This window comes from Mesoflavibacter zeaxanthinifaciens DSM 18436 (assembly GCF_000422365.1).
Classification (GTDB): Bacteria; Bacteroidota; Bacteroidia; order Flavobacteriales; family Flavobacteriaceae; genus Mesoflavibacter; species Mesoflavibacter zeaxanthinifaciens.
The window spans coordinates 492,948-507,016 of the sequence record NZ_AULQ01000001.1 but is presented as its reverse complement, the minus strand read 5'-3'; the positions used below and the strand labels follow the sequence as shown (position 1 = coordinate 507,016).

Annotated in this window: 14 protein-coding genes; 3 read left to right on the top strand and 11 right to left on the bottom strand. The window is 29.5% G+C overall.

Annotated features, from left to right (window positions below; all coding sequences use genetic code 11):
• Positions 1–38: 38 nt before the first annotated feature.
• The 4 genes from H574_RS0102435 to H574_RS0102420 form a co-directional block, all read right to left on the bottom strand.
• Complete coding sequence (locus tag H574_RS0102435) at positions 39–1,256, bottom strand: AbiH family protein (protein ID WP_027879030.1); 1,218 nt, start codon at positions 1,254–1,256, stop codon at positions 39–41.
• 103 nt (positions 1,257–1,359) lie between these two features.
• Positions 1,360–2,073 carry a DUF3307 domain-containing protein gene (locus H574_RS0102430; RefSeq protein WP_027879029.1) on the bottom strand — a complete coding sequence of 238 codons (714 nt, stop codon included), beginning with the start codon at positions 2,071–2,073 and terminating at the stop codon, positions 1,360–1,362.
• Positions 2,070–2,669: a SatD family protein gene (locus H574_RS0102425; RefSeq protein ID WP_027879028.1), complete on the bottom strand. Its 600-nt coding sequence runs from the start codon at positions 2,667–2,669 to the stop codon at positions 2,070–2,072. The genes H574_RS0102430 and H574_RS0102425 overlap by 4 nt, the downstream gene beginning before the upstream one ends.
• A 96-nt stretch (positions 2,670–2,765) precedes the next feature.
• On the bottom strand, positions 2,766–4,256 hold the full coding sequence (locus H574_RS0102420; protein ID WP_027879027.1) for a YfcC family protein: 1,491 nt from the start codon (positions 4,254–4,256) through the stop codon (positions 2,766–2,768).
• Between the two features lie 100 nt (positions 4,257–4,356).
• Here H574_RS0102420 and H574_RS0102415 point away from each other — a divergent pair, with 100 nt between their 5' ends.
• Positions 4,357–5,022, top strand: a complete 666-nt coding sequence (locus H574_RS0102415; RefSeq protein ID WP_027879026.1) for a uracil-DNA glycosylase — start codon at positions 4,357–4,359, stop codon at positions 5,020–5,022.
• 201 nt (positions 5,023–5,223) lie between these two features.
• Here H574_RS0102415 and H574_RS0102410 read toward each other — a convergent pair whose 3' ends face one another.
• From H574_RS0102410 to H574_RS0102390, 5 genes are all read right to left on the bottom strand, one after another.
• On the bottom strand, positions 5,224–6,078 hold the full coding sequence (locus tag H574_RS0102410; RefSeq protein WP_027879025.1) for a substrate-binding domain-containing protein: 855 nt from the start codon (positions 6,076–6,078) through the stop codon (positions 5,224–5,226).
• Between the two features lie 61 nt (positions 6,079–6,139).
• Positions 6,140–7,009, bottom strand: coding sequence for a nucleoside phosphorylase (locus tag H574_RS0102405; protein WP_027879024.1), 870 nt, complete (start codon positions 7,007–7,009; stop codon positions 6,140–6,142).
• On the bottom strand, positions 7,009–7,941 hold the full coding sequence (locus H574_RS0102400; protein WP_027879023.1) for a DUF1835 domain-containing protein: 933 nt from the start codon (positions 7,939–7,941) through the stop codon (positions 7,009–7,011). Before H574_RS0102400 ends, H574_RS0102405 begins: the two co-directional genes overlap by 1 nt.
• Before the next feature lie 2 nt (positions 7,942–7,943).
• Complete coding sequence (locus H574_RS0102395) at positions 7,944–8,270, bottom strand: translation initiation factor (RefSeq protein ID WP_027879022.1); 327 nt, start codon at positions 8,268–8,270, stop codon at positions 7,944–7,946.
• A 71-nt stretch (positions 8,271–8,341) separates the two neighbouring features.
• Positions 8,342–9,289, bottom strand: a complete 948-nt coding sequence (locus H574_RS0102390; protein WP_027879021.1) for an isopenicillin N synthase family dioxygenase — start codon at positions 9,287–9,289, stop codon at positions 8,342–8,344.
• 135 nt (positions 9,290–9,424) lie between these two features.
• Between H574_RS0102390 and H574_RS0102385 the strand changes: the two genes are divergently transcribed.
• Positions 9,425–11,401, top strand: a complete 1,977-nt coding sequence (locus tag H574_RS0102385) for an alpha-ketoacid dehydrogenase subunit alpha/beta (protein WP_027879020.1) — start codon at positions 9,425–9,427, stop codon at positions 11,399–11,401.
• Positions 11,402–11,437: 36 nt separating this feature from the next.
• Here the strand turns inward: H574_RS0102385 and H574_RS14840 are convergent, their stop codons facing one another.
• A complete protein-coding gene (locus H574_RS14840) occupies positions 11,438–11,569 on the bottom strand; it encodes a hypothetical protein (RefSeq protein ID WP_255593076.1) in 132 nt (43 codons plus the stop codon).
• 360 nt (positions 11,570–11,929) lie between these two features.
• On the opposite strand from H574_RS14840, the gene H574_RS13860 reads away from it, so the two are divergent.
• Positions 11,930–12,694 carry a hypothetical protein gene (locus H574_RS13860; RefSeq protein WP_051169810.1) on the top strand — a complete coding sequence of 255 codons (765 nt, stop codon included), beginning with the start codon at positions 11,930–11,932 and terminating at the stop codon, positions 12,692–12,694.
• Here the strand turns inward: H574_RS13860 and H574_RS0102375 are convergent.
• A complete protein-coding gene (locus tag H574_RS0102375; RefSeq protein ID WP_027879019.1) occupies positions 12,687–14,069 on the bottom strand; it encodes a TolC family protein in 1,383 nt (460 codons plus the stop codon). The two genes, H574_RS13860 and H574_RS0102375, sit on opposite strands and share 8 nt — an antisense overlap.

The following is a 14,069-nucleotide window of genomic DNA, read 5'->3' as shown; positions in this document are numbered from 1 at the left end:
TGCAAAGGTAGGGAATTGTGGTGGGAAAATTAAAATCATTAAACTCTAATAGGCATGTAATCTTTTTTTGTGTTTATAAGTAAAAGTTTTTTTAAATTTTCAGAATCAATTTTTACAAATATTAAATTATCTTCTTTCATTAAATTAACAATATCTTTTTCACCTCTAATATCAATTAAATTTAATAGTAATTGTGATTTTGATTTTTCTGTGTGATAAATAACTACTATTTTTTTAATTTGTGATTTAACACTATTTATAAAACTGAAGACTTCATCTATATATTCTTTATCAGATTTATCTAAAGAATGACCCCAAAAGAAAATCATATAATAATTACTTTTTTTGTTTTCAAATTCTTTTAAAAATTTAAAATCAGTATCATAATCTAATTTTTGATACGTCTTGGTAAAAGGGATAAAATATTTATTTTCTAAAAAGCTTTCATCAATTTTATTAATACCTAATACAATTTTATTATTTTCAGAATTTATATTACCATGTAAATAATTTACATTGGTGTTTTTTAATTCAACAAATCTTTCAAATGTTGGGGTATAATTAAAAGTATAGTAATTATTGAAATCTTTAAAAAACAACTTATCTATTACATTCTTTTTATTTTCATAAAAAGGGAAAACAAAAATTTCAAAATAATAATTGAAAATTTTTTTAAAATTATATAGACTTTTTTTCAAACAATTTGAAATTGCTTCAATATCTAAATCTATATGGTGATCATATTTGTTTACTAAAAACTCTTCGTTTAAAACAAAATAACCACTACGTAAATCTCTGTATGAAATAATTTTAAAATTTTTTAGTAATTCTAAATGTTCGATATTGTTTTTAAAATAGGTGAAAGGAAAAGATTCATTGTTTTTTATTAATATCGATTTTTTATCAAAAATTTTATCTTTTATAATTTCAGCAGTTTTAAATATTATACTTAAAACTTTTTCAATTCTATTTTCAAAATCAATCCAAGAATCAATTTTATATTCATTACTAAAAAAATTAAACCATAAATTATCATTCAATAATTTTTTTAATTTTTCAATTCGAATAGTATCTAATTCAAATGAATTGTAATCATTTACAATGTCTTGATATTTGTTAATTTTTGAATATATTTTGTGAAATTCATAATTTTTATCTCTTTCGATAAAATTTAATATATTAATGAAATCAGAATAGTGAGTTGGTAAATTATAATTTAAATCAAATCCATTTCCTGTAATTAAAATTTTAGGCATAAATCTTTTATTTAATCACTAATTTAACAGAACAATTAATCAAACACAATCGATTAAGTGAATAAGTTATTGAAAGTTATTAACTCTTAAAAAAAATTAACAGCTAATTTTTTATAACAAAATTAAAAAGTAAACCAACAGCTATAGCGATACCAAAGCTTAACAAGGTTCCTATTAGGACATATTCGGTAAGTTTTCTGTTTTTAGCTTTAGATAAATCACCAAATCTAAATACAGATTTTGCAGTTATTAGCAATCCAATAGCGCTCCATTGATTTAACACGATAAATCCAAAGACAAACAAACGCTCTAATATGCCTATGTATTTTCCTGCTTTATCTAAAGAGTTTTCTGCATCGTCTTCATCTAACTTCCATTTATTCATTATTAGTTGCATAATTACGGAAGAAACTGAAGTTAATGTCATTAATGCTAATAACAAAGTTATGACTTCTTTAGAGTAAATACTATTAATATCAAACTTATAGTTTGTATATAAAGCTGAAACAATTAGTATTACTATAATATGTGCTATTTGGTCTGCAATAAACAGATAGTGTGCTTTTATTTTATTATTTAGATAGAGTTTTATTAAATCTATTATATAATGAGATATTGTAATAACTAAAATACCTATCCAGAAACTAAATTTAAACTTTAAAAGAATTATTAAGGCTAAAGCATGTATAAGGACATGAAAATAAAGGTATTTTGATTTATGCTTCTTTTTATTTTTTTGCTTGACCCATTTTTTTGGTTGTAACACAAAATCACCAATTACGTGAGCTAATAATAGTTTTAATAAAAGTACAATCATAGGTTTAAGATTTGTTCTTTATAGAACGTGTTTAACTGCATAATTTCTTCATATCCACCTCTTTTTAAAGCTTCGCTAATGGTGCTTTGAGATTTTCCTAAAAGTAAAGCAATGTCATTTTGGTTTTTTTCAGGATTTTCTATCACTGTACTAATTACCTTTGCAACAGTATTACTCCAATTATTGGCTGTTAACAAAGCTAGATTAATCATAATATTAATCGTGTTGTCCCATTTTTTGTTTTCAGATACAACTGTTAATGTTTGTTTTTTAAGAGATTCAAAACCTTCACCAGAATTAACAAAAGCAGTTCCGTTAGATTCAGATATAGTTTTACTATCATAAGATTGTTCTCCTAAACCTATTGCAATACGTACGTCATAAGGTTTTACTTGTTTTATTACAGCCTTAATATGCAAAGCTATACGTAATGCATTTTCTGGATTTGTTTTTAATTGAAAACTATCGCCTCTAAATATTTCCCAATCTTTTGGTGTCTGTCCATAAAGATTAAGCGTTGATTTTAGTTGATTTAACCACAACGATGTTTGACCTTGTCTAGAATTAATAATATCTCCTGTTAATACTGCTATCATGTATATTTTTTTATAAAGATATCGTTTTAAAACACGATTACCAAAAAAATCGTCTTTAAGACCGATATTTTAAAATATCGTCATTTAAGACTATAATTATAAGTAGCAAGATATTGTCATTACGATTAATGTAAAAACAACTAGAGTAATAAATAGAGGCATTATAAACTTTAACCATTTATCAAAACCAATTTTCACTACTGCTAAAGAGGCTAATATTAAACCTGTAGGATTAATCATGTAAAATAATCCCATACCATATTGGTAAGCATTAACTACAATTTCTCTTCCAATTCCCACGCTATCTGCTAACGGAGACATAATAGGCATAGTCAACACAGCCATACCAGAACTACTAGGTATAAAAAAAGATAAGCCTGCGTAGATTGCAGTCATAGTGCTTGCAAAAACACCTTTATTCATGCCTTCTGTTGCAGAACTAGCGTAATATAATAAGGTGTCACTTATCAAACCATCAGCCATAATTACGGTAACACCACGAGCAATACCTATAATTAATGCAACACCTAATAAATCACTTGCGCCTCTAATAAAAGTATCTATAAAGTCACTTTCATTAATTTTTGCAATAACACCTATAATAATTGATCCAACTAAAAATGTAGTAGTCATTTCTATAAACCACCATTCTAAAAAGACAACACCATAAATCATAATTACAAAACATAATGCAAATACAAATAAGGCTAAACGTAATCTGCTATTAAAATTAACTTTCTTTTTGTCATGTTTAAATAGCGCAGCGATTTGTTGTTGCTGGTCGTAAACTATAGATTTAGTAGGATCATTTTGTACACGTTTACCATAACGTATAATATATATTAATGAGATGGTTAAACATGCTAAAAGCATTATAAATCTTCCCCAAATACCTGTTGTCCAACTAATACCAGCAGCATCGCTTGCTATAATAACACTAAACGGATTAACTGTAGAACACATGGTGCCAATTGTACTCCCTAAAAAGATACACGCAATACCAACAATAGCATCATATCTAGCTGCTAAAAACACAGGGATTAAAATAGGGAAGAAGGCAATAGTTTCTTCAGCAAAACCAAAGGTTGTTCCTCCAGCAGCAACCAATATTGTTACAAAGATGATTAGGATAAATTCGCGTCCTTTTAATGCATTAGCCAACCAACCAATTCCTGCATCAAAAGCTCCTGTACTATTAATAATACCAATTAATCCACCAATAATTAATACTAAAAAAATGATATCTGCTGCTTCTATAACTCCTTTAATTGGCGACTTTACAAAATCAAAAAAGCCTTGTGGTTTAGCTTTTAATTGATGGTAAGTGTTAGGAATATTTATTGGTTTATAAATATCTCCGTTAGTAAATTTTTCTAAAGGAATTTTAATATTTAAGTTTTCTAAAGTTTGTTGAGTTGCTGGTAAATTTTCAGTTTCAGTGATACCAGTTTTAGTAAATGTATTGTCAGCACTGTTATAGCCTAAAGTTTCATATTTACCTGCAGGAATTACCCAAGTTAATAAAGTTACTAATCCTGCAATGATTAGTAAAATAGTTTGTGCTGAAGGGAATTTTAGTTTTTTCATATAGAAGAAATACTGTAAATTTTAAAAAATAAAGATAGTATTATTTTTATCTTTGAAAGTACTTCAGTAATTAGAAGACTACCATTTTATTTACAAACTTATGAACGTTGATATTAACCCTAGCTGGAATCCTTTTTTACAAGACGAATTTGATAAACCGTATTTTAAAAAATTAGCTGAATTTGTAAAGAAAGAATATAGAGAACATCAATGCTTTCCGCCAGAAAACCTAATATTTAATGCGTTTAAAAAATGTGCGTTAGATCAATTAAAAGTCGTGATTATTGGTCAAGATCCTTATCATAATTACAATCAAGCAAACGGATTATGTTTTAGTGTAAATGATGGTATTGCGCATCCGCCATCTTTAGTTAATATTTTTAAAGAAATTGAAACAGATGTAAAAAAAACATATCCAAAAAGTGGAAATTTAGAACGTTGGGCAGAGCAAGGTGTGTTTTTATTAAATGCAACGTTAACTGTTAGAGCGCATGAAGCTGGCAGCCATCAAAAACACGGTTGGGAAACTTTTACAGATGCTGTTATTAAAACAATAAGTGATCAAAAAGAAAATGTCATATTTTTACTTTGGGGCGGATTTGCTAAGAAAAAAGTCAAACTAATTGACAGTGAAAAACATCATGTTTTAACATCAGGTCATCCGTCGCCATTAAGTGCTAATCGCGGATATTGGTTTGGGAATAAACACTTTAGTAAGACTAATGCTATTTTAAAGAACAATGGGTTAGAGGAGATAGAGTGGTAATCATTTTAAAACACGTTTACCAATCAAAATCACTAGAACTAACGGTATAAAATAGACTATGAGCTGAAACCAAAGTGTTGATGATAATTCAGTTGTATTTGTTTTTGAGTCAAATAAAGAAAAGGAGATTTTAATTAAAAGATAAACTATAAAAAGATAGAGTAGTGCTAAGCCAAATATTTTAACAATTGTTTTCATATTCTACAATTCGGCAACAAGGTCTTTATAACTCCACTTTTCTTCTATAATATTCAAATCAAATAGTTGATCTTGTACTTTTTTTATAGTCGCTTCAGAGATGTTTTCTTGGCTCCATTCGGTTAGACTTAACCATTCTTGTACATCTTCTAATTCTTGCTCATATCTATTAGCAATCATACGATCAATACTTGGTATATCTTTAAACTCAGATGTAGTAGCGTTTACAATATCTAAAATGGTTTTTACTTCTTCTTTATTCGTTTTTAAAAACTCTTCTCTAACCGCTATTACAAAGCATGGCCAAGGCGAAGGACAATTACCAACGCGTCTAAACGTACCGTTATCTACTAAAGGTTTTGTGGTAAATTTTTCCCACATAAAATAATCGGCTTTACCTTCTGTAAGACCTTCAACAGCGCCATCTAAGTTTTTTATGACTTCAAAATCAAGATCTTTTTCTAAATCCCAATTATTATTTTTTGCGTTAACATAAGCCATTAAATGAGAACCAGATCCGTATCTACTTATTGCTGCTTTTGTGCCTTTAAGACTTTCTATTGTATTATAATCTGATTTAGAAGCTACGTGAATTCCCCAAATTAATGGTGACTCTACAAAGACTTGAACAATTTTAGACTTATTACCTGCTATTATATCTTTAATAATCCCTTCTGTTAAAATAACAGCCATATCTATATCACCATCGCGTAAACCTTTGTTCATTGCGCCTGTTCCGCCAAAATAATCTTTCCAACGTAGATTTATGCCTGCATCTTTATATTCTCCATTTTTTAAGCCTAAATACCAAGCCAGATTGAAATGTTCTGGTACGCCACCAATGTTTATTTGTTTCATTTAATGTATTGTTATGTTTTTCCGCGAAAGCGAAATACTTAGATATGTTTATAAAGTTTAATTACTTAACAAACTTATCAAGCGTGTATTCTATTAAGTTTTCGACTACTTTTTTTGGATCTTTACTGAAAGTTCCATTAGCACGATTTGCAATTATTGCATTAAGTGATAGTGCATTGTGGCCTAAAAGTTTTGATAGACCGTAAATTACAGATGTTTCCATCTCTAGGTTTGTGACTCTAAAACCTTCATGGTTAAATGTATCCATTTTTTGGTTTAAATCTGCATCAAAAAGAGGTAATCTTAATACTCTACCTTGTGGACCGTAAAATCCTCCAGCTGTTGCTGTCATGCCTTTAAAAATATTTGACCCTTCAAATTGTTTTTCTAAAGCTTTGCTATTATTTATGATAATTGGACGTGCTTTTTTACTGTCCCAATTTGTAAAGTTTATAAATGCATCTTCGATTTCTGGGTTACTAATATGATCTATCTGATAAAAGTGTAGCATTCCGTTTAAATCTAAACCGTGAGACGCCATTACAAAAGAATCTACAGGGATATCTGCCTGCAAAGAGCCAGAAGTACCAACACGAACAATGTTAAGTGATGTTAATTGTTCTTTTGGTTGTCTAGTCTTTAAATCGATGTTTACTAAAGCGTCTAACTCGTTTAAAACAATATCTATATTATCTGGTCCAATACCTGTAGAAATAACGGTTAAGCGTTTTCCTTTGTAAGTGCCCGTTTGTGTTTTAAATTCTCTTTTTTGAATAGAAACTTCTACGCTGTCAAAGTGTTTTGTTATTTTTTCTACTCGGTCTTGATCACCAACAAAGATGATGGTATCTGATATATGTTCTGGTTTTAAATTAAGGTGGTAAACACTACCATCTGGATTTAAGATTAGTTCTGATTCTTGTATTGCCATTATTTGATGGTATTTACTAATTTACTTTCGGTTTTTAAATATTGGAAATCTGACTTTTTTACGCCTCCAAATTGGAAGTCTGATTTCATTTCTTCAAAGAAGTTTTTTTGATGCTCTAAAGCTAAATGTCCATTTCTGTTAAGGGTTAACTGTTCTTCTTTTTCGTCATAGAATATTGAAATATTATCAATTATTCTTTTTATTTGGATATCTCCATAACCGTAATAACCTTGATAATGCAAGCCATAACCAAGTAAATGATGGCGATCTTTTATTTTATACTCATTAATTAGCTTTAAAAGATTATACTCCATCATATTTAATCCTGATCTTGTATCTGGAAAACGTTTCATGTGCGCTTTTAAACAATTGCTCATGTAAATGTAATTTGATGGACGTACGATTAATTCTTTTAATAAATTATGGTCGTTTTCGCAGTAAATACGCCATGCTTTTTGAGCAAAAGCAATATCGTCAACATTTAATTGAATTCTGTTTTCGTAATTTAACTGAATTTGTTCTGGAGTTAACTCACCAAAGCCTTTAAGTTGTTTTTCTCCTTCAATTTTCCCACAATTAACTAAGTAAATAGGTAATTGACATTTTTTTTGTTTTAGAAGACTTATTGCGGCTATCATATTGATATGGCAAAACAGATCATATTCAAACCAAAGGATAACTTCTTCGTAACTTTCTAATTCTGCAAGTTTATCTAGCTCTTTTTTAAAAACTTCTGCTTTGTAAGGAATATTATAAGTAGACTCGATAAAATTTTTTCTAATACTGAAAAAATTATCATTATCTATTTCTTTTGTAGTAGGTCCAACGCATAACATTTCGTGCCATGTTAGCATGTCGCCTTCAAAATCTAATTTGGTTAAATACTCTGTTAATACACCACCATTTGTAATATGAAGCGTTTTTTTACTCATAATTAGCCTCCAACACGTTTTACATTAAAACCTTTATCTTTTAATATTTCCATAATTTTATCACGATAATCACCTTGAATAATGATTTTATCGTTTTTAAAACTACCACCAACGCTTAGTTTTTGTTTTAACTCTTTGGCTAGTAGTTTAAAATCTTCATCAGCACCAGTATATCCTTCTAAAATTGTAATGGGTTTTCCTTTACGTTTTTCGTATTTACAAATTATAGGATCATCTTGTAACCAAATGTTGCTTTCTTCTTGCTGTTCTTCGGTTTCTTCAGGGACGTGATCAGGAAATAGATTTTTTAATTGATCTTGTAAATCCATGTTGTTTAGTTTACAGTATCAGTTTGCAGTCACAATTATTTAGAGGAAACAACTAAGACTGCGACTGAAAACTATTTTTTTAATCCTAATTCTCTTAATCGTTGGTCTAAAAATTCTCCAGCAGTAATATCTTCATATTGCTTAGGGTTGTTTTCGTCTACACAACTATCTAATACATCTAATTTCATTTCGCTAATTGGATGCATAAAGAAAGGAATAGAGTAGCGAGATGTACCCCATAATTCTCTTGGCGGATTAACAACACGGTGAATTGTAGATTTTAATCTATTATTAGTATGGCGTGATAACATATCACCAACATTAATCATTAATTCATCAGGTTCAGCAATAGCATCAATCCAATCTCCATTATGGTTTTGAACTTGTAAACCACGACCTTGTGCACCCATTAATAAAGTGATTAAATTAATATCACCATGTGCTGCTGCACGAACCGCATTATCTGGTTCTTGAGTAATTGGTGGGTAATGAATTGGTCTTAAAATTGAATTTCCGTTATGGATATAATTATCAAAATACGTTTCTTCTAAACCTAAGTGAAGCGCTAAAGCACGTAATACATACTTAGCCGTTTTTTCTAAAGTTTGGTATGCTTTTTTTCCAACGACATTAAAATTAGGAACTTCTTTAACTTCTACATTTTCTGGGTATTCTTTGGCGCGTTTTGGATCATCTTCTACGTATTGTCCAAAGTGCCAGAATTCTTTTAAATCACCTTCTTTTTTACCTTTTGCACTTTCTTTTCCAAAAGACACATATCCACGTTGTCCACCAATGCCAGGTATTTCGTATTTCTGCTTAGTTTCTACAGGTAATTCAAAAAAGTTCTTTATTTCTTCGTATAAATCGTCTACTAATTTATCGTCTAAAAAATGACCTTTAAGAGCTACAAAACCTATCTCTTCGTAAGCCTTACCAATTTCATCTACAAATTTTTGTTTTCTCTTAGGATCATCAGATAGAAAATCCTCTAAATTAACACTAGGTATTTTATTCATAATGTGTAAAAATTATAATCTTCTAACTACAAATGTAACGAAAACTAAGCAAAAACAGTAGTTTATTTTATTCGTAATTATACTATATTTGGCATAGTATATATTATCATATTTTCAATTTTTGAAAGCTTATTAATGAAATTTGACAAATCAACCCTAAATAACGATACGCTGTTAGATCTTTACAAGCGTTTACTTAAACCTAGATTAATTGAAGAAAAGATGCTTATTTTGCTTAGACAAGGTAAAATAAGTAAATGGTTTTCTGGTATTGGGCAAGAAGCCATAGCTGTAGGAGTAACATCTGCTATGCAAGACGAAGAGTATATTTTACCAATGCACCGTAACTTAGGTGTTTTTACAACAAGAAACATCCCGTTATACCGTTTATTCTCGCAGTGGCAAGGAAAAGCTAATGGGTTTACAAAAGGTAGAGACAGAAGTTTTCATTTTGGTACACAGCAATATAAGATTGTAGGTATGATTAGCCATTTGGGACCACAATTTGGTGTAGCAGATGGTATTGCTTTAGCTTCTAAACTAAAAAACAAAAACCAAGTAACTACAGTGTTTACAGGTGAAGGCGGAACAAGTGAAGGCGATATACACGAAGCCTTAAACGTTGCTTCTATATGGCAATTACCTGTGCTATTTTGTATAGAAAACAACGGTTATGGTTTGTCTACACCAACAAAAGAGCAATACAACTGTGAGAATTTAGCAGACCGTGCTATTGGTTACGGTATGGAAAGTCATATTATAGATGGCAATAATATTTTAGAGGTTTACACAAAAATTTCTGAAATTACAGAAAGCATCCGTAAAAATCCTCGTCCTGTATTAATTGAATTTAAAACCTTTAGAATGCGTGGTCATGAAGAGGCTAGTGGTACCAAATACGTACCGCAAGATTTGATGGATCAATGGGCTAAAAAAGATCCAATTGAAAACTATCAAGAATTTTTAAAAAATGAAGGTATTTTAACCGATGAAGAAGAAGTTAAAATTAAAGAAGATATTATCCACGAAATAAACGAGCATTTAGAAATCGCTTTCGCGGAAGAACCAATTACGCCAAATTTAAGTACTGAATTAAATGATGTTTTTCAAGGGTTTAAATACCAAGAAGTTAAGCCAAAAGAAAACACGTCAGAATTACGTTTAGTAGATGCTATTTCTGAAGGGTTAAAACAATCTATGCAACGTCATGAAGATCTTGTAATTATGGGACAAGATGTTGCAGAATATGGTGGTGTTTTTAAAATAACAGAAGGCTTTGTCGAAGCTTTTGGTAAAGAACGTGTTCGTAATACTCCTATTTGTGAATCTGCTATTATAGAATCTGCAATGGGATTAAGTATTGCGGGTATTAAAAGTGTTGTAGAGCTACAGTTTAGTGATTTTGTAACCTCAGGTTTTAATCCAGTAGTTAATTATTTAGCAAAATCACATTACCGTTGGAGCCAAAATGCAGATGTGGTATTACGTATGCCATGTGGTGCAGGTGTTGCTGCTGGACCATTTCATAGTCAAACTAATGAAGCTTGGTTTACAAAAACACCAGGTTTAAAAGTTGTGTTTCCAGCGTTTCCTTATGATGCAAAAGGTTTATTAGCTACAGCTATTAATGATCCAAATCCTGTATTGTTCTTTGAGCACAAAGCGTTATATAGAAGTATTAGACAAGATGTACCTACTGATTACTATACATTACCGTTTGGCAAAGCTTCATTATTAAAAGAAGGTAATGATATAACAATTATTACTTACGGTGCAGCTGTACATTGGGCTTTAAATACATTAGACGTACATCCTAACATCTCAGCAGATGTTATAGATTTAAGAACACTTCAACCTTTAGATACAGAAGCTATCTATACTTCAGTAAAAAAGACAGGTAAAGCTATTATTCTGCAAGAAGATTCTTTATTTGGTGGTATTGCTAGTGATATTTCATCTTTAATAATGGAACATTGTTTTGAATATTTAGATGCACCAGTAAAACGTGTAGCCAGTTTAGATACACCAATTCCTTTTATAAATCAGTTAGAAGAACAATATTTAGCAAAAGGAAAATTTGAAGAAGAACTATTAAAATTATTAGAGTATTAAAATAAAAAAGCAAGTGAGTTTCACTTGCTTTTTTTATTAGTGTGCATAGCGCTTAACGCCTCGCCATAATCCGTTTTTTGTACAACTAAACCTAAAGATTTCTCTATTACAGTGTACGTTTGATAAAGTATTTTGATTTAGTCTTCTTATAATTTTTGGTGTTTTCATGATCTTTGTGGTTTAGTTGTTATTTACTTAGTGTCTATAACGTCTTTTACTATTCCAAACGTTACTTTTAGTTCCTTTTAAAGTTTCTGATAATTGATTGTTGTTTAAAGTTCTCATAATTAATAGTTTTATTTGATTGATTTAAAATGATTTACACCTATATGACGAGTATAAAACAAAAATGTTACAGTACTTTGTATAACATAATACTGTTTTAACAATTTTTAACATTTATGTATATTGTAAAAAAATTAATAAAACCCTTTTGCTTATAGTGTTAATAGTAAATTAACAAGGATTAATATAATTTTAGTATTTAGGTATAGTTTTTGAATTAATTTAGTACCAATTAATTTAAACATGAAGATTTTAATTTCATTCTTAATATTTTTTTCAATAACAGTATCAAGTTTTTCTCAAATTGATAGTGAAAGAATTGGTATTGCAATACCTGCTGAAGAAACTGAAGATCCAAAAGATGATCCAGAATTAATTATTGAACCTGTAGAAGAGCAGCAAAATGATATAAAACCAGACGATAACGATAATGTAGTAGCTGCACCAAAAGATGCTAAAACAGAAGCTCTACCTAAAAAAGAATTTTCTATGGTAGAAAAAAATAATTTGAGAAATCCTGGTGAATTATTTAAAAAACAACTTGATAGGCAATTAAAATTTAAAGAAGACGACGAAAAAAGTAATAACGGTAGCTTAGTTAATCAGTTTTTAGGTGAATATCGCACCACAGCAAAAGCTGTAAATATCATTTATCGTGATCATCAATATCCTGATGGTGATAAAATTAGAGTATTTATTAATAAAGACATTGTTGTACCTAGCGTTGTTTTAACATCTGGATTTAATGGGTTGCTCTTACCTTTAGATGAAGGTATTAACGAAATAGACTTTTTAGCTTTAAACCAAGGGACTTCTGGTCCTAACACAGCAGAGTTTCAGGTGTTAGATGAATTTGGCAATGTTATTGCTGTTAACCAATGGAACTTAGCAACAGGTGTAAAAGCAACGATTATTGTAGTAAAAGAAAAAGATAGTCCGCTAAAACTAAAGTCTCAAAGCGTAGAAAAAAATGATTCTACACAAACTTCAAATAATAAATCTAATTAGGTAATACGCCTAAACTATTAAACAATTTTGCTTTAGTTGAAAGAAATTTATTTTCAAGTTTTACAGCTTTAACCTGTACTTCAATTAATTTATTTTCTCGTGTATTAATTAAAAATACAGAGCTTTCTCCGAAACTAAATTTACGTTCTTCTGCTTTTAACATAGCATCATAATCTTGGACTATGTCTTTAATAAGTTTGTTTTGTGTAACGTAAGATTCTAACTCTTTAGTAATAGCATCTATTTTATTTTTTAATTGTAATTCTGTATCAGATAATTCAAAATTAGCATCTTGTACTTTTAGTCTAGATAGTTTTAAATCACCACGTTCTTTTCTTAAAAACAAAGGAAACGCAGCGCTTATTTTTGCTTTGTATGCTGATGAATTAAAGGAATTTGAAATATCTGGTGTTTCGGTTAAAAAGTTATATTCTAAATCTATTTTAGGTAGTAATTTATTAGCTTTTAATTTTTGATCTACGCCTAAACCATCTATTTTTCTTTGCAAAGCAATTAGTTTTGGATGATTATTTAATTGAAAACTTTCTAATTGATTTAAAGCTAAAACATTATCAATTTCTTCTTCATTAATTGTTACTGGTTTTACAGTTTCGCTAATATCTACAGGTGTTTGGTTTAGCCAAATGTAATTTGAAGCTTCAAGCCTTGCTTTCATTAATTTAACTTTAGCTTGTTCTAATTCTAATTTTCTGTTTTTCACTGTTATACCAGACTCTAAACTATCAATAGCTGCTTTATCTCCAGCTAAAACACTTGATTTTACACCATTAAATCTAGTTGTGGCGTTATTTAAAAAATTCTCATAAATTTTAGTTTCATTATAGGCTTGAACCCAATTAAAATAGGCTATAGAAGCATTATAAATAACCTCATTAACCATTAGTTTACGCTCTGCAACAGTTTGTTCTCTAAAAAATTTGGCTTTTCTTAAATCTGCCATTCTTTTATTGATAAATAACCCTTGTCCAACCGAAAAAGCTACACCAGCACTAAATAAGCCATCTTCAGGAACTGTATTTTCTGGATTTAAATAATATCCTGAATTTTCTTCAAAGTTTGCTTTTAACTCTATACCGTACCATGTTGGGACTTTAAAAGTTGCGTTTAGTCTTTCGTAATATTCTGTGTTTTTGTAGTCTTTTTCGTTAAAACTACCTTCAACTTTAGGGTCAAATCCTCCACGAGCTTTTAGTAAAGTCGCTTCACCAGATGCCAACTTTAAATCTGCTTGTTTTGCTATAGGATGATATTGTTTTACATAACCCAAATATTCGGTATAACTTAAACTATCTAAAGTTTGACCTAGTAATAGGATAGGTAAGAGGCTAAATATGAAAATAAATTTGTTTTTCAT